The following is a 21095-nucleotide window of genomic DNA, read 5'->3' as shown; positions in this document are numbered from 1 at the left end:
TGAGCGCAGTGCACGCACGCCAACCGTGGAGGGGCCGCACCATGCTGATCGACACCTATGGTCGCGTAGCCACCGACCTGCGTGTCTCCCTGACCGACCGCTGCAACCTGCGCTGCACCTACTGCATGCCGGAAGAGGGCCTGCAGTGGCTCGCCAAACCGGACCTGCTCACCGACGACGAGATAGTCCGGCTGGTCCGGATCGCCGTCACCGAGCTGGGGGTCACCGAGGTCCGCTTCACCGGCGGTGAGCCCCTGCTGCGCCCCGGCCTGGTCGGCATCGTCGAGCGCTGCGCGGCCCTCGCCCCCCGCCCCCAGATGTCGCTCACCACCAACGGCATCGGGCTGGAGCGCACCGCCCGGGCCCTGCGCGACGCGGGCCTGGACCGGGTCAATGTCTCGCTCGACACCCTGCGCCCGGAGGTCTTCCAGGCCCTGACCCGGCGCAAGCGCCACGGCGATGTGCTGCGCGGCCTCGACGCGGCGCGCACCGCCGGGCTCGCCCCGGTGAAGGTCAACGCGGTGCTGATGCCCGGACTCAACGACGACGAGGCCCCCGACCTGCTCGCCTGGGCCCTGGAGAGCGGCTACGAGCTGCGCTTCATCGAGCAGATGCCGCTCGACGCCCAGCACGGCTGGAAGCGCGAGGGCATGATCACCGCCGGGGACATCCTGGCGAGCCTGCGCACCCGCTTCACCCTCACCCCCGAGGGGGACGAGGCGCGCGGCTCCGCGCCCGCCGAGCGCTGGCTGGTCGACGGCGGCCCGGCCCGGGTCGGCGTCATCGCCTCGGTCACCCGTCCCTTCTGCCGCGCCTGCGACCGCACCCGGCTGACCGCCGACGGCCAGGTGCGCACCTGCCTGTTCGCCCGCGAGGAGTCCGACCTGCGCGGAGCGCTGCGCTCCGGGGCCCCGGACGAGGAGATCGCCCGGCTGTGGCGGCAGGCGATGTGGGGCAAGAAGGCCGGGTCCGGGCTCGACGACCCGTCGTTCCTCCAGCCCGACCGCCCGATGTCGGCGATCGGCGGCTGACACCCTCCGGGCACCCCCGCCACCTGGGCGGAGGTGCCGGAACCGGGGCCTGCCGCGAGGGGCCGCGAAAGGCCGACGCCCGCCGCGACCACCGCCGCCCTGCCACCGCCGCGGTTCCGCGGCGCCGGGACGTGTGGCACCGGGCATCGAGCGCGGTGCACCGGAACCGCGTGACTGATCTGAGGTCTTCCCGAGCTTTCCGGCGCTGGGCTCAGTGGTCGGCGGCCGACCATTCCTCCAGCGTCACCACGTCCTTGAGGAAGCCACGCATCCCGAGGAACGTCGACAGATACTCGCGGTGCTCCTCGCAGGCCAGCCAGGTCTTGCGCCGCTCCGGGGTGTGGATCTTGGGGTTGTTCCAGGCCAGCACCCATACGGCGGGGGCGCGGCAGCCCTTGGCGGAGCAGATCACGGTGTCGGCCTCGGCGGCGGTCTCGCGGGTGTTCACACCGCAGACTCTACGGAAAGCCCGCCGGACACGGCGACGCCGGGCAGCCACGGGGGGAGCCGCCCGGCGTCGGTCCGTCGCTCCGACGGGGGATGCGGAGCGCGTACGCAGTATGTCACGAGGGATGGGGCGCGGTGCACCGGAACTGCACTATTGATCTGAGGTTTTCTTGAGCTTGCCGCAACGCGGCAGGTCAGCCCTGCTCGCCGCGTCCAGGATCGTTGATATGTCCGACGTCCTCCGGGACGGATTCCGCCCCGCGGGAAGGGGGTGGCTCCTCACCGCGCCCGGCCATCAGCATCGGACGGGGCGGGGCCGGGATGAAGGTGGTGGGCAGCGAAGTGGAGTTCTCCCGGCCCGCGTTGGCGATCACCACCGCGATGTACGGGAGCACCGCGCCCAGTACCAGGGCCACGATGGCCACGTGGCGCTCCACGTTCCACAACACCGCCGCCAGCACGACCGCCACGGTCCGCACCGACATCGAGATCACATAGCGACGCTGCCGGCCGCGCACGTCGTCGGCCAGTCCCTGCCGGGCTCCGGTGATCCGGAAGACCTCCGTACCGCCGTGCTTCCGCATCACGTTCCACCACCTGATCGCCGAGCGGGCTTTCCCGCTCTGGAACGTACTCAACGTTACGCCGCGCCTGCTCCTGGTTCGAGACCGGGGCACCCTGACGGGTGCCGACCCGGGTGCGCCACACGGCTTACCGGCCTTCCGGCGTGCGCCGTATCCGAAGTGGCCGAACACTGGAAGGAACGTGCATCTCTTCGCCGCGTGTCGGGAGGCGACATGAACTGGCTGTGGGCGATCGTCGTCGGTCTGATCCTGGGGGTGATCGCCAGGGCGATCCTGCCCGGCAAACAGGCCATTCCGCTCTGGCTGACCTGCGTCTACGGCATTCTGGGCGGCATGCTGGGCAACGCGGTGGCGGGCTGGATCGGGGTCAGGCACACCGGGGGCTTCGACTGGATCCGGCATCTGCTGCAGCTGGCGGGGGCTGTGCTGATCGTCGCCCTGGGCACACCGCTGTGGCACTCCATCCGCGGCGGCGGACGCAGACGGAGCGTGACCCGATGAGGGCCGTGAGCCGATGAGGGCCGTCAGCCGGGCGCCGTGGCGGGAGCCGGGCGCCGAGGACGGCCGGGGGAGACGGGGCGCCGACACGAGGGTGCCGAGATGAGCGGCGGCGGCCGGCGCGCGTGGTGGACGCGCGCCGGCCGCCGCTCCGGGCCGCACGGCTCCGGATCCCTCCCGTGGAGCCTCGGCTCTCATCAGCTCCAGCCCGCCCATGGGGCTTCGGCCTTCAGCAGCTCCAGCGCGCTCATGGGACTTCGGCTTTCGGCGGGGCGGGCTACACCCCCCGCACCTCGGCGATCTTCCGTCCGGCCTTCAGGTAGACCGTGCCGGAGGCCGCCGTGAGCCCGGCCGACGCGAGCGTCTCCGCGACCACCTCGGCCAGCGGGCGCACCGCCTGGGCCTCGGGAAGCACCACCGACTCCTGACCGCCCTCGGTCTCGACGACCAGCCGCAGACCGTTCTGCTTGGCCACCCGGCGGGCCGCCGAGGCGCTCGGCTGGAACTCCAGCACCTTGCTCAGCACGGTCGCGATGGACTCGGTGCCGTGCTCCGCGGCGTCGACCACCGGCAGCGTCCCGACGTCGGCGAAGCTCTTCTTGGAGAACTGGGCGACGAAGCCCGCACGGGCCGTCATCGCCTTCTCGACGCCGTACAGCGCCGCCACCACCTCACCCGCCAGGACCTTCTTCAGATCCATCGGATGCAGCGACCGGTCCTCCACCCGGGCGGTCACGGTGGCGATCTCCGCGTCCGTCCACTCGGTCCATGCCTGGAGGTACGGCTTCATCAGCCGGTCCGGAATCGACATGATCTTGCCGAAGACGTCGTCGGCGGTCGCGGACAGCGCGACGTAGTTGCCCTTGGACTTGGACATCTTGGCGCCGGTGCCGTCCGTGCCCTCGATCAGCGGCATCGTGACGACCAGCTGCGGCCGCTGTCCGCGCAGCTCCATCAGCTTGCGGCCCATCTGGAGATTGAGCAGCTGGTCCGCGCCGCCGAGCTCCACATCGCACTCCAGGGCCACCGAGTCCAGGGCCTGGGCGATCGGGTAGAGCAGCTCGGACATGGTCAGACCAGAGCCGGCGGCCAGCCGGTTGCGGAAGTCCTCGCGCTGCAGCAGCTGGGAGACCGGCACCTGGGAGAGCAGCCCCAGCAGCTCGGGGAAGGTGAACGGCGCCAGCCATTCGCTGTTCTGCCGGAAGCTGACCTTCTCGAAGTCGAAGAAGGGCCGGACCTGATCCTGGTAGCCCGCGAGGTTCCGGGCGATGTCCTCGTCGGTCAGCGGCGGGCGCTCCGCCGTACGGCCCGACGGGTCGCCGATCTTGGCCGTGAAGTCACCGATCAGCAGGGTGACGTCGTGTCCCATCCGCTGGAAGCGGTTGAGGATGATCATCGGCACCACATGGCCCAGATGCACATCGGCGGCCGTCGGGTCGATGCCCAGCTTGATCGCCAGGCCCTTGCCGGAGCCGACGCGCTCCTCGATCCGCTTGGCCAGCTCCTCCACCCCGGGCAGGATCTCGACCGTACGGGACGCGATCAGCTCGGCCTGCTCCATCGGCGACAGGTCCGTCAGGTCGAGATAGCGCCGCGAGCCCGTCTCCTCGAGCAGCCGCTCGACGGTCTTGTCGGAGGAGAGGTCCTGGGTGAGGAGCTCGCTGGCGCGGGCGACGGATTCGCCGAGGCGTGTCATGGCGTTCCTGGGGATAGACGATACGGATATGGCCTGGATGGGCGTGGACCAGTCTATTCGTCCGGCCGGAGCGGCCGGACCGGTCACACCCCCTTGCTGACGGAGCTCATGTTGAAGTCCGGGACGCGCAGCGCGGGCGCCGCGGCGCGGTTGAAGTAGTCGCTCCACTCACGGGCCAGCGTGCGCTCGGTGCGGCCCGCCTCGGTGGCGCGGGAGAGCAGGTCCACCGGGGACTCGTTGAACCGGAAGTTGTTCACCTCGCCGACCACCTCGCCGTTCTCCACGAGATAGACACCGTCCCGGGTCAGCCCGGTCAGCAGCAGCGTCGCCGGGTCCACCTCGCGGATGTACCACAGGCAGGTCAGCAGCAGGCCCCGTTCGGTCGAGGCCACCATCTCCTCCAGCGGGCGCGTGCCGCCCGCGTCCGCGATGAGGTTGTCGATCGCGGGGGAGAGCGGCAGCCCGGTGAGACCGGCCGTGTGCCGGGTGGTGACCAGCCGCTCCAGCACCCCGTCACGGATCCAGTCGGTGGCGGACAGCGGCAGACCGTTGTCGAAGACCGACGCGTCGTCCCCGGAGGAGTGCGCGATCACGAACGGCGCCGCCTCCAGCCCCGGCGCGGCCGGGTCGCTGCGCAGCGTGAGGGGCAGCTCGGACAGCTTCTCGCCGACCCGGGTGCCGCCGCCCGGCTTGCTGAAGACCGTACGGCCCTCCGCCGCGTCCCGGGCCGAGGAGGACCACAGCTGGTAGATCAGCAGATCGGCCACGGCGCTCGGGGGCAGCAGCGTCTCGTAGCGGCCGGCCGGCAGCTCGACCCTCCGCTCGGCCCAGGCGAGCCGCTGGGCCAGCTCGGCGTCGATCGCGGCCGGGTTCACATCGGTGAAGTCGCGGGTGGCCCGCCCGGCCCAGGCCGAACGCGCCCGGTCCGGGGACTTGGCGTTGACCTCGAGCGTGCCGGTGGGCTGGTCATGGCGCAGCCGCAGCCCGGTGGAGGTGCCCAGATAGCTGGAGACCAGCTCGTGGTGGGCGAATCCGTACAGCTCCCGGCCGCCCGCGCGGGCGGCCGCGAAGGACTCGCCGAGGACGGGGGCGAAGTCGGCGAACACCTCGGAGGAGGTCACGGCGGGGGGGTCGGTGAAGCCGGGCGAGCCGGACGCCCCCGGACCGGCCGCCACCAGGGGCTGGGCGTCCTCGGCCGGCTCCGCGCCGCGTGCGGCCGCCTCGGCGGCCCGCACCAGCGGCTCCAGATCGTCGGCGGTCACCGCGGACCGGGACACCACACCCGAGGCGGTGCCCCGGGCGCCGTTCACGGTGGCCACGACGGTGAGGGTACGGCCGCGGGTGACGCCGTTGGTGGTCAGGGCGTTGCCCGCCCAGCGCAGATTGGCCGTGGAGGTCTCGTTCGCGATCACCACGCAGCCGTCCGCACGGGACAGCTCCAGGGCGCGCTCGACGATCTCGTGCGGCTTGGTGCTCATCGACCGGCCTCCTGGGTGGTGTTGAGGATGTTCACGCCACGGAACAGCGCCGACGGGCAGCCGTGCGAGACGGCCGCGATCTGTCCGGGCTGGGCCTTGCCGCAGTTGAAGGCGCCGCCCAGGACATAGGTCCGCGGCCCGCCGACGGCCGTCATCGAACCCCAGAAGTCGGTGGTCGTGGCCTGGTAGGCGAAGTCCCGCACCTGCCCGGCGAGCGCCCCGTTCCTGATGCGGTACGCCCGCTGTGCCGTGAACTGGAAGTTGTACCGCTGCATATCGATCGACCAGGAGCGGTCGCCGACCAGATACAGACCGTTCTCGACGTCCCCGATCAGCTCCTCCGTCGAGGGGCCGTCGGGGGCGGGCTGGAGCGACACATTCGCCATCCGCTGCACCGGCACATGGCCCGGAGAATCGGCGAAGGCGCAGCCGTTCGACCGCTCGAAACCGGTCAGCCGGGCGATCCTGCGGTCCAGCTGGTAGCCGACGAGCATGCCGTCCCTGACCAGATCCCAGGACTGCGCGGCCACCCCCTCGTCGTCGTACCCGATGGTGGCCAGCCCGTGCTCGGCCGTCCGGTCCCCGGTGACGTTCATGACCTCGGAGCCGTACTTCAGCGTCCCGAGCTGGTCGAAGGTGGCGAAGGAGGTGCCCGCGTACGCCGCCTCGTAGCCGAGCGCACGATCCAGCTCGGTGGCGTGGCCGATCGACTCGTGGATGGTCAGCCAGAGATTGGACGGATCGACCACCAGGTCGTACGACCCGGCCTCGACCGAGGGGGCCCGCATCTTCTCGGCCAGCAGCTCCGGGATCTCCGCCAGCTCCGCGTCCCAGTCCCAGGCCCCCGCGCCGGGCCCCCCGGCCAGGTACTCCCAGCCGCGCCCGACCGGCGGAGCCAGGGTGCGCATCGAGTCGAACTCACCGCTGGCCGGGTCCACCGCGACGGCGGTCAGCTGCGGATGCAGGCGCACCCGCTGCTGGGTGGTCGTGGTGCCCGCCGTGTCCGCGTAGAACTTGTTCTCCTGCACGGTCAGCAGCGCCGCGTCCACGTGCGCCACCCCGTCGGCCGCCAGCAGCCGCTCGCTCCACTCCGCGAGCAGCCCGGTCTTGTCGGCGTCGGCCACGTCGAAGGGGTTGACGTCATACGAGGAGACCCAGGTCTTGTCGCCGTGCACCGGCTCGTCCGCCAGCTCCACGCGCTCGTCCGACCCCGCGGCCTCGATCACCTTGGCGGACAGCTTCGCCATCGCCACCGCCTGCGAGGCGACCCGCGCCGCCGCGTCCATGGTCAGATCCACCCCGGACGCGAACCCCCACGCCCCGCCGTGCACCACCCGCACCGCGTACCCCAGGTCGGTGGTGTCGGAGGCCCCGGCCGGCTTGGCGTCCCGCAACCGGTATGCGGCACTGCGCACCCGCTCGAACCGGAAGTCGGCATGCCCGGCCCCGAGCGCGCGGGCCCGCGCGAGCGCCGCATCGGCGAGTGCCCGCAGGGGCAGCGCGAGGAAGGACGGATCAATCTCGTGCGGCACGGGCGGCTCCTCTTCGTCGCGGTGTATGTCATGGCACGCGTCCAGCGTTCTACGCCCGTCCGCAGTGAACCATGCCGCTGGGGCGTGGGGCGCGGCAATTGCCTCTCGGCCCCGGGGCCTGGTGAGGGCGGGCGGCGCGCTTTGGGACACCCTCGACAGCGCGGCAGCTGTGCTGCACAAAGGACCGGGGGCAGCGGCAACTGGTGACGTCCTATCCCCGCGGCATTCCAGTCGAAATCACTCGCATTCGGTTCCTCCAGAAATCACGGCATTCGGGATTGGGGTCTGAGAAATCTTGGCCGGCTCGGTCGAGCAAGACGCAATTGATTCCGATGACCGCAGCGAGTAGGTCCTTCAATGTGGAGTTATTGGTGTTCCAGTGCCTCTGGACTAGAGCAATTGTGAAGTCCTGAAATTCCCTCGTGTTCAAGTCGCATTCATCGTCTACGATGTTCCCGATACCGGACTCCAGTTCCAGTAGTCGTGCCAAAGATCTGGCCTCTTCGATGAAGAGGCGGGCCACGAAGTTTGAAGGATTCCATACGTCCTTCCCTTCGAGCCGGAAAAAACAACTCACCTATTCCCACCTTACTCTGACGTCAACTCCTGGGTGGCTTTGTCGCCAAGACTCTACCCCGGCTTCGACTGCATTCTTGAAAGCAGGGGTGGCGCCTGGTGCGGTGAAATGTATCCCAATGGGGGCATGCTCCCATCCCTCAAGGTGGGACCGGGCTCTCACATAAGAGTCGAGCTTCTTGAAAACGTGTTTGTTGATCCAGGGCTCGACCTTCATGTTGGGGTTCTGGCCTGTGGCTGTTTTCTCCTCCCAGAGTACGCCGTCCTGGATCTTGTCGATATCCGTAATGGTGTCCGACCAGTCTTCCGGGTTATCCACTATGTAGTTTGTATCCCCCTCGACAGGAGGCCGCTCTCGGTTGCTTTTGCCGTCGGCGGGACACGTCGACGCAAGCCCGAGAGGATCCGCCCATGTGTGGGGGCTGTGGACATAGGCCATTGGATGCGCTGCTGGGGCCAGTCCAAGAGGATCAGGAGAGGCGTAGCGCGCTGTCTCCGGGTCGTAGTGGCGGAAATAGTTGTAGTGGAGGCCGGTTTCCGGGTCGGCGTATTGGCCCGGGAAGCGCAACGGGCAGTCCGCCGAGCCCGGTGGGGCGGGGAGGGGGGTGCCCCAGAGGGTGGTGCGGTGTTGCCAGGCCAGGGTGCCGTCCGGGGTGACCAGTTCCGTGGGGGTGCCGACCAGGTCGGTGACGATGGCGTGAAAGCGGGCGTCGTATTCCGATGAGGGACTGGTCTTGCTCAGGGGCGGGGGTGGGTTTTCCGCCGGGGCACCCGGTATCCGGTGTTCGGTTTGGGTGATGGGGCGGTGGGTGTCCGGGGCGTAGTCCCAGGTCAGCGTCGCGCCCTCGGGTGTCGTCTGCTCCGCCAGCCTCGTGCCGTCCCAGGCGAAGTCGACCCGCTCGGCTACCGCCCCGTTTTCCGCAAGGCGTTGTTTCGTCGTGCGGCGGCCCAGCGGGTCGTATGTGTAGTGCCAGCGCTCGCCGTCCGGGGTTGTCGCGTCGGTCAGGCGGTCTTCCGGGTTCCAGGTGTAGGTCCAGGTCCGTGTCTGGCCGTTGAGGAGTTTGCGGGTGCGGCGGACGAGGCGGCCCTGGGCGTCGTGTTCGTACGTCGTGCGGCCCGCGCGGTGGATCACCGTGCCGGTGAACTCCCGGTCGCCGGGCGCCTCGTGGCCCGGGGCCGTGGCGTGGGTCAGGTTGCCCGCCGCGTCGTAGGCGTACGTCTCGGTCCAGCCGTGGGCGTGGACCGCCGTCACGCGGCCGACCGGGTCGAGGTCGAAGCGGCGGGTGCCGGAGGTCAGCTCGCGGATCTCGGTGAGGTGGTCGTCCGGGCGGTAGGCGTACGCCCGGTGCTGCAAGAGCCGCCCCGCGCCGGACGCGTGGGTGAGGGACTGTGTCGTGAGGCGGTCCAGGGCGTCCCACGTCTGGGTCAGCGACACGTCGTCGCCGAAGGTCCTCGACGTCTCCCGGCCCGCCGCGTCGTACGCGAAGCGCAGCGCGTTGCCCGCCGTGGTGAGCGTCGTCGGGCGGCCTGCCGCGTCGTACGTCCACGCCGACCGCAGGCCGCTCGGGGTGATCCGCTCGGTGCGGTTGCCCGCCGCGTCGTATGCGTAGGCCGTCGTACGGCCGCCCACCGTCTCCGTCAGGACCCGGCCCCGCGCGTCATACGTGCGGCGCAGCTCCGTGTCCGGGTTCGCCGCCCGCGTCAGGCGGCCCGCCGCGTCGTACGCGAACGTCGTCTCCGTCCCGTCCGCCGTGCGCGTGGCGACCGTGCGGCCCAGAGCATCGCGCGTGTAGGCCAGGGTTTCGCCCGCGCCGTTGGTCCGGGAGATCAGGCGGCCCGCCGCGTCGTGCCGGTAGCCGAGCGTGCGGCCGTTGAAGTCCGTTTCCGTAACGACGCGCCCCGCCGCGTCGTAGGTGTATGTCCACCGCTTGCCCTGCGGGTTCGTCACCGCCGTCAGGCGCAGCTCGGTGTCGTACTCGAAGGCGTACCTCGCCCCGTCCGGCTCGGTCCGCGTCGCCGGGAGGTCGAAGTGGGTGTGGGTGTGGCGGGTGGTGTTGCCCGCCGGGTCGGTGTGTTCGAGGAGGTTGCCCTCGGCGTCCCAGGTCCAGGTCTCGCGGCTGCCGTCCGGCCGGGTGCGCCAGGCGGGCTTGCCCTCGATGGTCCAGCCCTGGCGGGTGACCTGGCCCAGGGGGTCGGTGACGCGGGTGATACGGCCGTGGGTGCCCCGGCGGACGGTGGTCGTGTTGCCCAGCGCGTCGGTGATCTCCACCGGCAGGCCCGCCCCGTCGCACGTCACGTTCACCGTGTGGCCCAGCGGGTCCGTGACCGACGTCAGGTTTCCCGACGCGTCGTAGGCGTAAGTCGTCTCCGCGCCCGTCGGGTCCGTGGTCCGGACGCGGTTGCCCCGGTCGTCGTACGCGTGGCGCCACACCGCGCCGTCCGGTTCGCACACCTCCAGCGGCAGGCCGTGTCCGTCGTACGTGGCCGTGGCCGCCGTGCCGTCCGGGAGCTCGACGCGTATCAGGTTGCCCGAATCGTCGTACGCGTAGCGCGTGGTGTGGCCCAGTGGGTCGGTCACCGACAGCGGCCGGCGGTCCGGCCCCGGGGCCCACGCGGTGCGGGTGGTGTGGCCCAGGGCGTCGGTGCGGGCCACCGTCCGGTACGCCTCGTCGAAGACGTACGTGATGCGGTGGCCGAGCGAGTCGGTGTAGACGGTGGTGCGGGACGCCTCGTCGTAGTGGAAGCGCCCGGTCATCATGTCGTCCGAGCCGATGGTGCGCAGCACGCGGCCCCGGTGGTCGTAGACGTACCCGAAGCGGGTGCCGTTGCGGTCGGTCCATGACGTGACGCGGTGCTGGTCGTCGTAGGTGAACCGCATCGGCTCGTCGGCCGAGTTGTAGACCTCGGTCAGGTCGCCCGCGTCGTTGTAGCCGAAGGAGACCAGCGGGGTCCCTCTCTCGGCGTCCCCCACACCCAGCAGGCGCAGCCCGGTGACGCGCATCAGCCCCGGGTCGGTGTCGATCGCGACGCGGTACCCGCCGGAGTGCGCCACCTCGCGCGGGGTGCCGTCCTCGTCGTAGCGGAAGGTGATCGACCGGCCGTTGCGGTCCTCGATCACCGTCAGCGGGAGGTCGTTGCCCCCCAGGCCGCCCAGCGGGGCGAAGCGCAGCGTGCGGGCCTGCTCCGGTATCTCGACCCGCATCGTGCCGCCCGCCGTGCCGTCCCAGCGCAGCGGCCAGCGCGGGCCCCGCACCGGATACGTGTCCTGGCCGGGCGTCGGCACCCCGTAGCGCAGCACCATGCCGTCGGCCGTGACGAACACGATCCCGTCCGCGTCCAGCTCCAGCCGCTGGTCGAGCGTGGCCGCCCAGGTGCGGCCGAACCAGCCGCCGCAGGTGTGCCCGGAGACGAAGGTGCGCTCCAGGACCAGGGGGAGGGCGCCGGGCAGCGACACGTCCGTGGCCGGCAGGACCATCTCGCCGGTCGCGACGTCGACCGGGTCGTTCTCGCAGTCCTTGTCGCGGGGGTGCCGGTCGTGCGTGCCCTCGCTGTGCGCCCGGTCGGACGCCTCGCCGTCCCGGCCCAGGGCCTTCTTCCGGGCCGCCAGCCGCTGGGCGGCGGTCTTGCCCGTCTGGAGCCCCTTGCGCAGCGCGCTCGCGCCGCCCGTTGCCAGGGCGAGCAGCAGCCCCGGGGTGATCTCGCCCGCCGCGCGCAGCGGGTCCTTGGACCACATGTCCCAGTTGGTGACCGCCTTCGCGAACTCCTTGGGGTGCTGGGCCGCGTACGCCGCGCCGTCCGCCATGCCCGCCAGCTGCATCGCGAAGTCGTTGGCGTCGCCCTTGAGGAGCGAGGCGGGAAGCTCGGCCGCGCCCACGATGCCGTGGTGGACCTTCCACAGCCCGTCCTTGAAACTGCTCCCGAACTTCTGCCAGTTGTTCGGCTTGTCCGGGGCCTTCTCCGCCGCCTTGTCGATCTTCTTCTTCGACGCGTCGACGACCAGCTGCAACTCCTCGATCAGCTTGTCCAGCCGACCGACGCACTCGTCCATCGCGGCGATGCCCGGATCGGTCTCCGAGGGCCGCTCCGGTAACTGCTCGTCGCCGCGCGTCACCGCGTCGTTGTACGCCTCGACCTTCTTGTTGTGCGCCTTGGACGCCGCCCGCGCCGCGTCCGCGTCCTCGATGATCGGCGCACAGCGCTTCTGCACCGACCGCAGCTTGGCCGCGTACGCCGCCAGCGCGCTCGCCGCATGCGTGAACTCGTCGTGGCCCGAGGCCAGCTCCTTCGGCAGCCGGTCGACCGCCTTCCGGAAGTCGCTCGCCCCCTTGCCCGACCAGTCCGCCAGCTCCAGCGGCCGCAGCTTGTCCTTGCCGTCCTGGAAGGCGCCCGCGTACGCGCGCAGCTCCAGCACCAGGTCGTCGATCTGCTCCGGATCGCCGGGGATCAGGTCCTTGGGCTCGGCGCCCGCCGGTATTCGTATCTGCGGGGTCCGCCCCGCGTCCGGATCGCTCATCAGGACTCGTCCCCGTACTCGCTCTGCAGCTTGCGCGCGAACTTCGACAACCCCGTGTCCTCCGGGCGCTTCTCCATCTCCGGCGCGCCCACGTGTTCCCAGGACCACCTGCCCGCCGCGCCCGACGGGAGCTTGGCCATGTTCTCGTCCGAGGGCCAGAAGTCCTTCACTCGCAGCAGATCCGCCAGCATGTACCCGGCCACCGCCTCGTACAGCCGGTCCACCACCACATCCGCGTGGTCCGCCAGCTCGCCCATGCCGAAGCCCCATGCCTTGACGAAGCCCTGGCCCGACTCCAGGAGTTCGGGAGCGCCGCAGTGCTGGAGGTAGGCCGTCAGCTTCTCCTGGCCGTTCTTCACCGACCGCGCCCCGACGACCGACTCCTCCAGCGGAGTGATCAGACCCTTCACCGACTCGATCTCGATCTTGTAGCCGTCGGCGCCCTCGTTGCCGCCGTACTTGCCGTGCTCGCCACCCTCGCTGGGGGCGCGGTTCACGTTCCTCGCGTCGGGATCAGCCACTGTCGGCCCCCTCCTCGTGGCCTTCCGCTTCCCGGTCCTCCGCCTCGCGCAGGGTCCCGGCGTCCAGCAGGAAGGGGCGCTCACTCAGCGGATCCACCAGCGCCCGTACGCCCTCGGGCAGCAGAGAAACCAGGTCCTCGGCCGTCGTGGACGCCCATCCGCACGCCCCCGCGAAGAGCGCGAGCCCTTCGAACGAGGTGAAGACCGGCACGAGCGGGCCCCCCTCGGCGGTCTCGGAGACCAGGAAGCCCGGGTTCTCCGGGCGCTGGAAGTACAGCCGCGCCTCCCGCAGCGCCGCCCACTTCTCCCGCTCCGACATCCGCGCCGTGGTCTCCCGGCGCACCAGGTCAGCCAGCGTCTCCCGGCCGCCTCGGCCAGGCGGCTGGTCGTTCCCTCCCCCAAACATGAGGGCTATCTTCACACAGACCTCCGACACCGTGGGTGACCGCCACACGGCTCTGCGCGATGAACGGGCTGAACCGCGATGACCCGCGATGAAAACGACAACGGCCGCCCCGGTTGCCTCCAGCCGCGCCGCGCCCCGGAAGAACGCCGGGAGCTGTACGTTCGCGACTTCCTCCGTCGCCGCCCGCAGCACCCCGAACGCCTCCAGCGCCTCGTCCGCCGCGTCCAGGAAATCCGGCTGCGGCACCCGGCGACCCTGCTCGACGGAGGAGAACCTGTTCCTCGCTGTACCCGATCGCCTCCCCCAACTGCGCCTGCGTGAGCCCCGCCCAGCGCATGCTGACGGACGCGACCGTGGTCCGCCTCGTCGGTGGGTTTCTGTAGGAACTCGACAGGGAGTGCCACATGCCCCTGTGGGCGCCCGATTCCTCCTCGGGGGTCTTGGACCGATAGTTTGCGAGGGTAGGGCTCGGCACGCGCTGTGACGTCCGGCTCGACACCGACATGAGAGATCGACAAGAGAAGGTGGTCCCTTGAGCCGCTCGGTTCTCGTCACCGGAGGCAACCGCGGCATCGGCCTCGCCATCGCGCGTGCCTTCGCCGACGCTGGCGACAAGGTCGCCATCACCTACCGGTCCGGTGAGCCGCCGGCCGGCTTCCTCGCGGTCAAGTGCGACATCACCGAGCCGGAGCAGGTCGAGCAGGCGTACAAGGAGATCGAGGAGAAGCACGGCGCGGTCGAGGTCCTGGTGGCCAACGCCGGGGTCACCCGCGACCAGCTGCTGATGCGGATGACCGAGGAGGACTTCGCCACCGTCCTCGACACCAACCTCACCGGCACGTTCCGCGTGGTCAAGCGGGCCAACCGGGGGATGCTGCGGGCCCGTAAGGGGCGTGTGGTGCTGATCTCGTCGGTCGTCGGGCTGCTGGGGTCGGCCGGTCAGGCGAACTACGCCGCGTCCAAGGCGGGCCTCGTCGGCTTCGCCCGCTCCCTCGCCCGTGAGCTGGGCTCGCGCAACATCACCGTCAACGTGGTCGCGCCCGGTTTCGTCGACACGGACATGACGCGTGCGCTCAGCGACGACCAGCGCGAGAACATCGTGAAGCAGGTACCGCTCGCGCGTTACGCGCAGCCCGAGGAGATCGCCGCCTCGGTCCGCTTCCTGGCCTCCGACGAGGCCGCGTACATCACTGGAGCCGTCATCCCTGTCGACGGCGGATTGGGCATGGGTCACTGAACGTCATGAGTGGAATTCTCGCCGGTAAGCGCATCCTGGTCACGGGCGTCATCACCGAGGCGTCCATCGCCTTCCACGCCGCCAGGCTCGCCCAGGAGGAGGGCGCCGAGGTCATCCTCACCGGTTTCGGCCGGGTCTCCCTCGTCGAGCGGATCGCCAAGCGGCTGCCCAAGCCCGCTCCGGTCATCGAGCTGGACGTGCAGAACCAGGAGCAGCTGGACGGCCTGGCCGACAAGGTGCGTGAGCACCTGGGCGAGGGCGTGGACCTCGACGGCGTGGTGCACTCCATCGCCTTCGGCCCCCAGGGCGCGTTCAACTTCCTCGAGGGCAGCTGGGAGGACGTCAGCACGGCCGTGCACGTCTCGGCCTACTCCCTCAAGGCGCTCACCATGGCGTGCCTGCCGGTGATGCCGCGCGGCGGCTCGATCGTCGGCCTGACCTTCGACGCCCAGTTCGCCTGGCCGAAGTACGACTGGATGGGCGTGGCCAAGGCCGCGCTGGAGTCCACCAACCGCTACCTCGCCCGCGACCTCGGCGAGAAGAACGTGCGCTGCAACCTGGTCTCCGCCGGGCCCATCAAGTCCATGGCCGCGAAGTCCATCCCCGGCTTCGAGGAGCTGGCGGACGTGTGGAACCACCGGGCCCCGATCGGCTGGGACCTGACCGACCCGGAGCCGGCCGGCCGCGGCGTCGTCGCCCTGCTGTCCGACTGGTTCCCGCGCACCACGGGCGAGATCGTGCATGTCGACGGCGGCGTGCACATGATGGGCGCCTGAGCCCACGGCGTTTCCGCGCGACGGCCGCCGTCCCACCCCCGCGAACCGCGGGCCCGGGGCGGCGGCCGTTCCGCGTGCGCGTTCACCCGTACGGGGGAGCAGGACGCGCGTACGGGTGGTGTGCACGCGCACTGTGGAGTCATACGACGAACCGACTCACCGGAGCGACAGCGGCACGGCCGAGGAGGTCCCGCATGCGTACGACCCGTCGTGTCGCCGCCGCGCTGCTGGTCGTCGCCATGGTGGGTCTGGTCATCGCCGCCTCCAGCTCCGCCGCGCAGGAGCGGCCCCGGCGGCGCGAGGCCGCGTGCCGGACCTCGGTACGCGGCTCGCACGCCACCGCGGACTGCTTCAATCCCAATCCCCGCACCGACCGGGTGCAACTGCACGTCGAATGCGCCCACTGGTGGGACCCGGACATGGACACCCACCCGGTAGAGGTCGGCCCGGCCCAGTACGTGCAGCTCGCCGAGCGCTGCTGGAAGGAGATACGGAAGGCGTGGGTGAGCCACCGGTGAGGTGAGCGGTCGCGGGTGAGGTGAGCGGTCGGGGGGCAGGTGAGGGGGCGCCGGTGAGGTGAACGGTCGCGGGTCAGGTGAGCGGTCGCCGGTGAGGTGAGCGGTCACCGGTCAGGTGAGGGGTCGCCGGTGAGAAGCGCGTGCGGGAGGTCGGCGCGGGCGCGCTCAGCAGGCGCGCTCAGCGGGCGCGCTCAGCGGTCGCGGAAGCGGCAGCCGAGCGGATGGGTGGCGGCCTCGGCCGCCGCCCGCTCCCCGTCGCCCTCCCGGATCGCCGCCACCAGCCGTCCGTGGTCCACATACGTCTCCGGACCCATGCGGGTGTCGAGGTCCGCGCGCAGGAAGGCGCGTACGACCGCGCCCAGATCCGCGTACAGCTCGGCCAGCACATCGTTGTGCGAGGCGGCCACGACCGCCATGTGCAAGGTGGTGTCCGCCTCGACGAAGGCCCCCGGGTCGCCCGCCGCCCAGGCCCGTTCCCGCCGGGCCAGCTGGGCGTCCAGCTGCTTGAGGTCCTGCTCGGTACGGCGCTCCGCGGCCAGCTGAGCCGCCGTGGTCTCCAGGGCGATGCGCAGCTCGACCACATGACCGGGGTCGGCACCGGCGAAGCGGCGGTGCATCACCCCGGCCAGTTCGCTGGTGGCCAGCACATAGGTGCCCGAACCCTGGCGGATGTCCAGCAGCCCGTTGTGCGCGAGGGCGCGCACGGCCTCCCGCACGGTGTTGCGCGCGACCCCCAGCTGCTCGACCAGTTCGGGCTCGGTGGGAATGCGCGAGCCCACCGGCCACTCGCCCGAGGTGATCTGGGCGCGCAGCTGGGAGATCACCTGATCGGCGAGCGCGGAGCGCCGGGGTGAGGTCAGCGGCATGACTCTCCTGTGCGTGGTGCGGTTGTGGCGGGGGCGGGCGGATGAGCCCTCCCATGATGCCGTCCGGCCGTTACCGGGCGGTTGCCACCCACTGGACGGGGATTCATCCCATGATTCTATGATGGTCGGCATGCAAACGTCCCCATCTGACAATCTCGCCACCCTCGACACCGCCTCCTCCGCCCCCCGCCCGGCGGAACCAGGGGGACCGCGTCGCCCGGCCTCACCATGGCGCGGCCGCGTCATGGCGGCCGGACTGCTCCTCGCCGCGCTCAACCTGCGCCCCGCCGTCACCAGCCTCGGCCCGCTGCTCGAAGAGGTCCGTGACGGCCTCGGGATGAGCGGCACCGTCGCCGGAGTGCTCACCTCCGTGCCCGCGGCCTGTTTCGCGATCTTCGGGCTCACCGCGCCCCGGCTGGCGCGCCGCTGGGGGCTGGGGGCCGTCGTCTGCGCCGGACTCGCCGCCATCGCCACCGGCCTCGTGCTGCGCCCCCTCGCGGGCGGGACCATGGTCTTCCTGGCCGCCAGTGGGCTCGCCCTGGCCGGGATCGCGGTGAGCAACATCCTGATGCCGGTGATCGTCAAGCGCTGGTTCCCGGACCGGGTCGGCGCGATGACGGGGCTGTACTCGATGGGTCTGTCGCTGGGCACGGCCGCCGCCGCGGCGGCCACCGTGCCGATGACCGACGCGCTGGGCGGCTCCTGGCGGGTCGGTCTCGGGGTGTGGGCGCTGGTCGCCGTCGTGGCGCTGGTGCCCTGGCTGTTCCTCGCCCGGGACCGGATGAACGGTTCGGAGGCGGGTGGCTCGGAGGCGGGCCGCTCGGCGGAGAGCGACACGGTGACGGGCGGGTCCGCGTCAGGCGGACCGGCGTCGGGCGGTTCCGTGGCGGGCGGCTCCGCGGCGGTCGGTTCGGGCGCGGACGCGTCCGCCACGGCCGAGGCTCCCGCCGCCGACGGGACCGCGATCCCCATCACCCGCAGCCCCATCGCCTGGGCGATGGCCGTCTTCTTCGGCTTCCAGGCCACCGCCGCGTACATCTCCATGGGCTGGATGCCGCAGATCTTCCGGGACGCGGGGGTCTCCGCCTCCACCTCCGGCGTGCTGCTGGCCGTGGTGATGGCCATGGGCGTGCCGCTCGCCTTCGTCCTGCCGCGGCTCGCCGCCCGGCTGCGACACCAGGGTGTGCTGGTCGTCATCCTCGGCGTCTTCGGCCTCGTCGGTTACGCCGGACTGTGGCTGGCCCCGGCCGAGGGCGCCTGGGCGTGGGCCGTACTGCTCGGCGTGGCCAACTGCGCCTTCCCGCTCGCCCTCACCATGATCGGCATGCGGGCGAGGACCCACGCGGGCGTGGCCCGGCTGTCGGCCTTCGCGCAGAGCATCGGCTATCTGCTGTCCATCCCGGGCCCGCTGCTGGTCGGCGTGCTCTACCAGCACAGCGGCGGCTGGGGACAGCCCATCGCGCTGATGGCCGGTTTCATGGTGCCGCAGATCGTCGCGGGCGTCCTGGCCGGGCGCGACCGCACCCTTGAGGACGAGGCATGAGCAAGGTCGCGTACGGGGGGTGGGACACTGGTGCCATGCCAGTGCTCGATGAGAACCCCCCGAACGGTCAGAAGAAGCTCCTCGTCATCTTCGGCGTGATGATCGGCATCACCGCGATCATCGCCGTGATCGCCACCCTCGCCTCGCCCTGACCTGGTGCGGGGGAACGGATGGTGGGGCTGTCCCCACCATCCCCTAGGGGGCCGGGCTCAGGGGTAACTGGGTGGCTCACCGGATGGGAGCGGCCCCGCCCGCTCCGTACCGTCGAACCACCAGAACATTCGGCGACCCCGGAGGCGATCCCATGTCCGCCCGCACTCGTACCCGGCCCGTACACCCGGCGGACAGCGGCGTGGACTTCCGGCTGCCGTGGTGGGCCCTCGCGCTTCCGGTCCTGGCCTTCGTGGCGCTGCTGCTCCTGCTCACCGGGCCCACCGACGCGCAGGCCGCGAGCAGCGGCTCCGGGCCGGTCTCGCAGACCGTGGAACTGCTGCACCGGCTCCTCGCACACGTGGCCCCCTGACCCCCGTAGGCAGCGGCCACCAGCCATGTCCGTCCTCTCCCGGCTGTGCTCACCTTTGACGAGGTCGTTCCAACACCCTGCGCCTCACGCACTGATTCGTGCGAAGCTGGGACTCATGAGCGTCGATGTGCCCCGCAGGATTGTCCTCCTTCGACACGCCAAGGCCGACTGGCCCCAGGTCGCCGACCATGAGCGCCCGCTCGCGGAGCGCGGCCGCAAGGACGCCCCGATCGCCGGGCGCCGGATCGCGGAGGCCGGTCTCACCCCCGAACTCACCCTCTGCTCCACCGCTCTGCGCACCCGTGAGACCTGGAAGCTGGTGGTCCACGAGCTGCCGCAGCGCCCCAAGACCGTCTACGAGGAGCGGCTGTACGACGCCTCGGTCGGCCAGCTCATCGAGGTGCTCAACGAGACCTCGGACGACATCACCGATCTGCTGGTCGTCGGCCACAACCCCGGGATGCACGGCCTTGCCGACGCGCTGGCGGGCGAGGCCGAGGAGGGCGCCCGGGAGCGGATGACCCGTGGCGCCTTCCCGACTGCCGCGTTCGCGGTCGTGACCTTCAGCGGCTCGTGGAAGTCGGTCGAGCTCGGCTGCGGGCGCCTGGCCGGCTTCTGGGCGCCCCACGAGTGATCCCCGGAGACGGGCCCCGAAGTGATCGCTGGGCGTCGCCGGGGGTGGCCGCCGGGCGCGGTCGCCGAGCGTCGCCGGGTGTGATCGCGGGGCGTCGCCGGGGGCGAACGCTGGGTGGGCTGCCGGGGGTCGTCAGGTGTGGACGCCGGGTGCGGTCGCCGAGCGTCGCTGGGTGTGACCGCCGGGTGTGATCGCCGGAGGGCATCCCACCGCATCGAGGGCGATCCCCGGGAGTGAGCCCACCGACAGCGGCCCCCGCTCCTCTTCGCCGTCATGCGGCCGGAGGAGCGGGGGCCGCTACGCGTTCCGGGACGGCCGGTGCGTTCCGGGCGGCCCGGACCCCCGCGCGGTCCGCCCGGACCCCCGCGCGGTCCGCCCCGAAGGCACCCGGCCCGACGTCAGTCCTCGTGGGCGTCCGCCGCCTCGACCTCTTCGCGGGTCACGCCCAGCAGATACAGCACGGTGTCGAGGAACGGCACGTTCACGGCGGTGTGCGCCGCCTCCCGCACCACCGGCTTGGCGTTGAAGGCGACCCCGAGCCCGGCCGCGTTCAGCATGTCCAGGTCGTTCGCCCCGTCACCGATCGCGACGGTCTGCACCAGCGGCACCCCCGCCTCGGCCGCGAAGCGCCGCAGCAGCCGGGCCTTGCCCGCCCGGTCCACCACCTCGCCGATCACCCGGCCGGTCAGCTTGCCGTCCACGATCTCCAGGGTGTTGGCGGAGGCGAAGTCCAGCCCCAGCCGCTCCTTGAGGTCGTCGGTGACCTGCGTGAAGCCACCGGAGACCACGCCCACCTGGTAGCCGAGACGCTTCAGGGTGCGGATCAGCGTACGGGCGCCGGGCGTGAGCCGGACCTCGGCGCGCACCTTCTCCACCACGGACTCGTCGATCCCCGCCAGCAGCGCCACCCGCGCGTGCAGCGACTGCTCGAAGTCCAGCTCACCGCGCATCGCCCGCGCCGTGACCTCGGCGACCTCGGCCTCGCACCCCGCGTGCGCGGCGAAGAGCTCGATCACCTCGTCCTGGATCAAGGTGGAGTCCACGTCCATGACCACCAGCCGCTGCGCCCGGCGCTGCAACCCCGACGCCACCACGGCCACATCGACGCCGATGTCGGCCGCCTCGGTGGCCAGCGCGGTGCGCAGCGGTTCCGTCTCGGCGCCGGATACCTCGAACTCCACGGCCGTCACCGGATACTTCGCCAGCCGGAAGATCCGGTCGATATTGCCGCCGGTGCCGGTGATCCGGGAGGCGATGGCGGCCGTCGACTCGGCGGTCAGCGGATTCCCCAGCACGGTGACGTGCGAGCGGCCCGTGCCGCGCGGCCGGTTGTCACCCCGGCCGGAGATGATCTCGGCCTGGAGCCGCATCGACTCGGCCCAGCTGTGCACGGTGGCCCGCAGATTGCCCTCCGCCCCGTCTGCCTTGGGGGCCGTGACCAGGACGCACAGCACGATGCGGCCCCGGGTGACGACCTGCTCTATGTCGACTATGTCCACGCCGTAGGCGGCGAGGGTGTCGCAGAGTCCGGCGGTGATGCCGGGGCGGTCCTTGCCGAAGATCTTGACAAGGAGGGTGGGGACATCGTCGTCCAGGACGGTGGTGACAGGGAGGATCCGCGATGCGCTCATGGTCTTACCACCGTATCCGGCTGTCTCCGCGGTGCGCGCGGCAGCCCGCACCGTGGACGGCGGCCCGAGGCGGAACGTTCACGTC

General features: G+C 71.2%; 20 protein-coding genes. 9 read left to right on the top strand and 11 right to left on the bottom strand.

Going from position 1 to position 21095, the window contains the following annotated elements; all coding sequences use genetic code 11:
* Nucleotides 1–41 precede the first annotated feature (41 nt).
* Complete coding sequence (moaA, locus tag AXW62_RS22465; protein ID WP_060946114.1) at nt 42–1031, top strand: GTP 3',8-cyclase MoaA; 990 nt, start codon at nt 42–44, stop codon at nt 1029–1031.
* A gap of 211 nt (nt 1032–1242) precedes the next feature.
* Here the strand turns inward: moaA and AXW62_RS22460 are convergent, their stop codons facing one another.
* Nucleotides 1243–1479, bottom strand: a complete 237-nt coding sequence (locus AXW62_RS22460) for a hypothetical protein (RefSeq protein WP_060946113.1) — start codon at nt 1477–1479, stop codon at nt 1243–1245.
* Nucleotides 1480–1672: 193 nt separating this feature from the next.
* Nucleotides 1673–2062: a DUF3099 domain-containing protein gene (locus AXW62_RS22455; protein WP_030841261.1), complete on the bottom strand. Its 390-nt coding sequence runs from the start codon at nt 2060–2062 to the stop codon at nt 1673–1675.
* A gap of 213 nt (nt 2063–2275) precedes the next feature.
* On the opposite strand from AXW62_RS22455, the gene AXW62_RS22450 reads away from it, so the two are divergent.
* A complete protein-coding gene (locus tag AXW62_RS22450) occupies nt 2276–2563 on the top strand; it encodes a GlsB/YeaQ/YmgE family stress response membrane protein (RefSeq protein ID WP_060946112.1) in 288 nt (95 codons plus the stop codon).
* 274 nt (nt 2564–2837) lie between these two features.
* Here AXW62_RS22450 and tyrS read toward each other — a convergent pair whose 3' ends face one another.
* The 7 genes from tyrS to AXW62_RS45980 form a co-directional block, all read right to left on the bottom strand.
* Nucleotides 2838–4256, bottom strand: a complete 1419-nt coding sequence (tyrS, locus tag AXW62_RS22445) for a tyrosine--tRNA ligase (protein ID WP_060946111.1) — start codon at nt 4254–4256, stop codon at nt 2838–2840.
* Nucleotides 4257–4339: 83 nt separating this feature from the next.
* Nucleotides 4340–5734, bottom strand: coding sequence for a metallopeptidase TldD-related protein (locus tag AXW62_RS22440; protein ID WP_060946110.1), 1395 nt, complete (start codon nt 5732–5734; stop codon nt 4340–4342).
* Nucleotides 5731–7266 (bottom strand): TldD/PmbA family protein, encoded by a 1536-nt coding sequence (locus tag AXW62_RS22435; RefSeq protein WP_060946109.1) that lies wholly within the window; start codon nt 7264–7266, stop codon nt 5731–5733. Before AXW62_RS22435 ends, AXW62_RS22440 begins: the two co-directional genes overlap by 4 nt.
* Nucleotides 7267–7477: 211 nt before the next feature.
* Nucleotides 7478–7843 carry a DUF6086 family protein gene (locus AXW62_RS47185; RefSeq protein ID WP_359897135.1) on the bottom strand — a complete coding sequence of 122 codons (366 nt, stop codon included), beginning with the start codon at nt 7841–7843 and terminating at the stop codon, nt 7478–7480.
* Entirely contained in the window at nt 7844–12355 is a 4512-nt protein-coding gene (locus AXW62_RS22430; protein WP_252368684.1) for a putative T7SS-secreted protein, read from the bottom strand. It abuts the gene before it with no gap.
* Nucleotides 12355–12876 (bottom strand): hypothetical protein, encoded by a 522-nt coding sequence (locus AXW62_RS22425; protein ID WP_051886803.1) that lies wholly within the window; start codon nt 12874–12876, stop codon nt 12355–12357. Before AXW62_RS22425 ends, AXW62_RS22430 begins: the two co-directional genes overlap by 1 nt.
* A complete protein-coding gene (locus AXW62_RS45980) occupies nt 12869–13528 on the bottom strand; it encodes an SseB family protein (RefSeq protein ID WP_252368683.1) in 660 nt (219 codons plus the stop codon). The genes AXW62_RS22425 and AXW62_RS45980 overlap by 8 nt, the downstream gene beginning before the upstream one ends.
* A gap of 286 nt (nt 13529–13814) precedes the next feature.
* Between AXW62_RS45980 and fabG the strand changes: the two genes are divergently transcribed.
* From fabG to AXW62_RS22405, 3 genes are all read left to right on the top strand, one after another.
* Complete coding sequence (fabG, locus tag AXW62_RS22415) at nt 13815–14519, top strand: 3-oxoacyl-[acyl-carrier-protein] reductase (protein WP_030841297.1); 705 nt, start codon at nt 13815–13817, stop codon at nt 14517–14519.
* A 5-nt stretch (nt 14520–14524) separates the two neighbouring features.
* Nucleotides 14525–15295, top strand: a complete 771-nt coding sequence (gene fabI, locus AXW62_RS22410; protein WP_060946108.1) for an enoyl-ACP reductase FabI — start codon at nt 14525–14527, stop codon at nt 15293–15295.
* 194 nt (nt 15296–15489) lie between these two features.
* Entirely contained in the window at nt 15490–15813 is a 324-nt protein-coding gene (locus AXW62_RS22405; RefSeq protein WP_030841303.1) for a hypothetical protein, read from the top strand.
* Nucleotides 15814–16004: 191 nt separating this feature from the next.
* Here AXW62_RS22405 and AXW62_RS22400 read toward each other — a convergent pair whose 3' ends face one another.
* Entirely contained in the window at nt 16005–16679 is a 675-nt protein-coding gene (locus tag AXW62_RS22400; protein WP_060946107.1) for a FadR/GntR family transcriptional regulator, read from the bottom strand.
* 130 nt (nt 16680–16809) lie between these two features.
* Here AXW62_RS22400 and AXW62_RS22395 point away from each other — a divergent pair, with 130 nt between their 5' ends.
* The 4 genes from AXW62_RS22395 (at nt 16810) to AXW62_RS22385 (ending at nt 19379) form a co-directional block, all read left to right on the top strand.
* Nucleotides 16810–18222: a CynX/NimT family MFS transporter gene (locus tag AXW62_RS22395; RefSeq protein WP_370682929.1), complete on the top strand. Its 1413-nt coding sequence runs from the start codon at nt 16810–16812 to the stop codon at nt 18220–18222.
* Between the two features lie 35 nt (nt 18223–18257).
* A complete protein-coding gene (locus AXW62_RS45975) occupies nt 18258–18374 on the top strand; it encodes an SGM_5486 family transporter-associated protein (RefSeq protein ID WP_252368682.1) in 117 nt (38 codons plus the stop codon).
* Nucleotides 18375–18526: 152 nt separating this feature from the next.
* A complete protein-coding gene (locus AXW62_RS22390; protein ID WP_060946105.1) occupies nt 18527–18745 on the top strand; it encodes a hypothetical protein in 219 nt (72 codons plus the stop codon).
* Nucleotides 18746–18860: 115 nt separating this feature from the next.
* A complete protein-coding gene (locus AXW62_RS22385) occupies nt 18861–19379 on the top strand; it encodes a SixA phosphatase family protein (RefSeq protein ID WP_060946104.1) in 519 nt (172 codons plus the stop codon).
* 398 nt (nt 19380–19777) lie between these two features.
* On the opposite strand, the gene serB is transcribed toward AXW62_RS22385, so the two are convergent.
* A complete protein-coding gene (serB, locus tag AXW62_RS22380; RefSeq protein ID WP_030841319.1) occupies nt 19778–21010 on the bottom strand; it encodes a phosphoserine phosphatase SerB in 1233 nt (410 codons plus the stop codon).
* Between the last annotated feature and the right edge of the window lie 85 nt (nt 21011–21095).

It is taken from the genome of Streptomyces hygroscopicus subsp. hygroscopicus (genome assembly GCF_001553455.1).
In the GTDB taxonomy this organism is placed as follows: Bacteria; Actinomycetota; Actinomycetes; order Streptomycetales; family Streptomycetaceae; genus Streptomyces; species Streptomyces hygroscopicus.
Note: the sequence above shows the minus strand (reverse complement) of the source record. Positions and strands in the feature narration are given on the sequence as shown.

Excerpts from the sequence above, each read along its gene's own strand:
- AXW62_RS22395 (WP_370682929.1), top strand. The coding sequence starts at position 16,810 with ATGCAAACGTCCCCATCTGACAATCTCGCCACCCTCGACACCGCCTCC.
- AXW62_RS45975 (WP_252368682.1), top strand. The coding sequence starts at position 18,258 with ATGCCAGTGCTCGATGAGAACCCCCCGAACGGTCAGAAGAAGCTCCTC.
- fabI (WP_060946108.1), top strand. The coding sequence starts at position 14,525 with ATGAGTGGAATTCTCGCCGGTAAGCGCATCCTGGTCACGGGCGTCATC.
- AXW62_RS22430 (WP_252368684.1), bottom strand. The coding sequence starts at position 12,355 with ATGAGCGATCCGGACGCGGGGCGGACCCCGCAGATACGAATACCGGCG.
- AXW62_RS22390 (WP_060946105.1), top strand. The coding sequence starts at position 18,527 with ATGTCCGCCCGCACTCGTACCCGGCCCGTACACCCGGCGGACAGCGGC.
- AXW62_RS22400 (WP_060946107.1), bottom strand. The coding sequence starts at position 16,679 with ATGCCGCTGACCTCACCCCGGCGCTCCGCGCTCGCCGATCAGGTGATC.
- AXW62_RS22455 (WP_030841261.1), bottom strand. The coding sequence starts at position 2,062 with ATGCGGAAGCACGGCGGTACGGAGGTCTTCCGGATCACCGGAGCCCGG.
- AXW62_RS22385 (WP_060946104.1), top strand. The coding sequence starts at position 18,861 with ATGAGCGTCGATGTGCCCCGCAGGATTGTCCTCCTTCGACACGCCAAG.
- AXW62_RS22440 (WP_060946110.1), bottom strand. The coding sequence starts at position 5,734 with ATGAGCACCAAGCCGCACGAGATCGTCGAGCGCGCCCTGGAGCTGTCC.
- AXW62_RS22405 (WP_030841303.1), top strand. The coding sequence starts at position 15,490 with ATGCGTACGACCCGTCGTGTCGCCGCCGCGCTGCTGGTCGTCGCCATG.
- tyrS (WP_060946111.1), bottom strand. The coding sequence starts at position 4,256 with ATGACACGCCTCGGCGAATCCGTCGCCCGCGCCAGCGAGCTCCTCACC.
- serB (WP_030841319.1), bottom strand. The coding sequence starts at position 21,010 with ATGAGCGCATCGCGGATCCTCCCTGTCACCACCGTCCTGGACGACGAT.
- AXW62_RS22450 (WP_060946112.1), top strand. The coding sequence starts at position 2,276 with ATGAACTGGCTGTGGGCGATCGTCGTCGGTCTGATCCTGGGGGTGATC.
- moaA (WP_060946114.1), top strand. The coding sequence starts at position 42 with ATGCTGATCGACACCTATGGTCGCGTAGCCACCGACCTGCGTGTCTCC.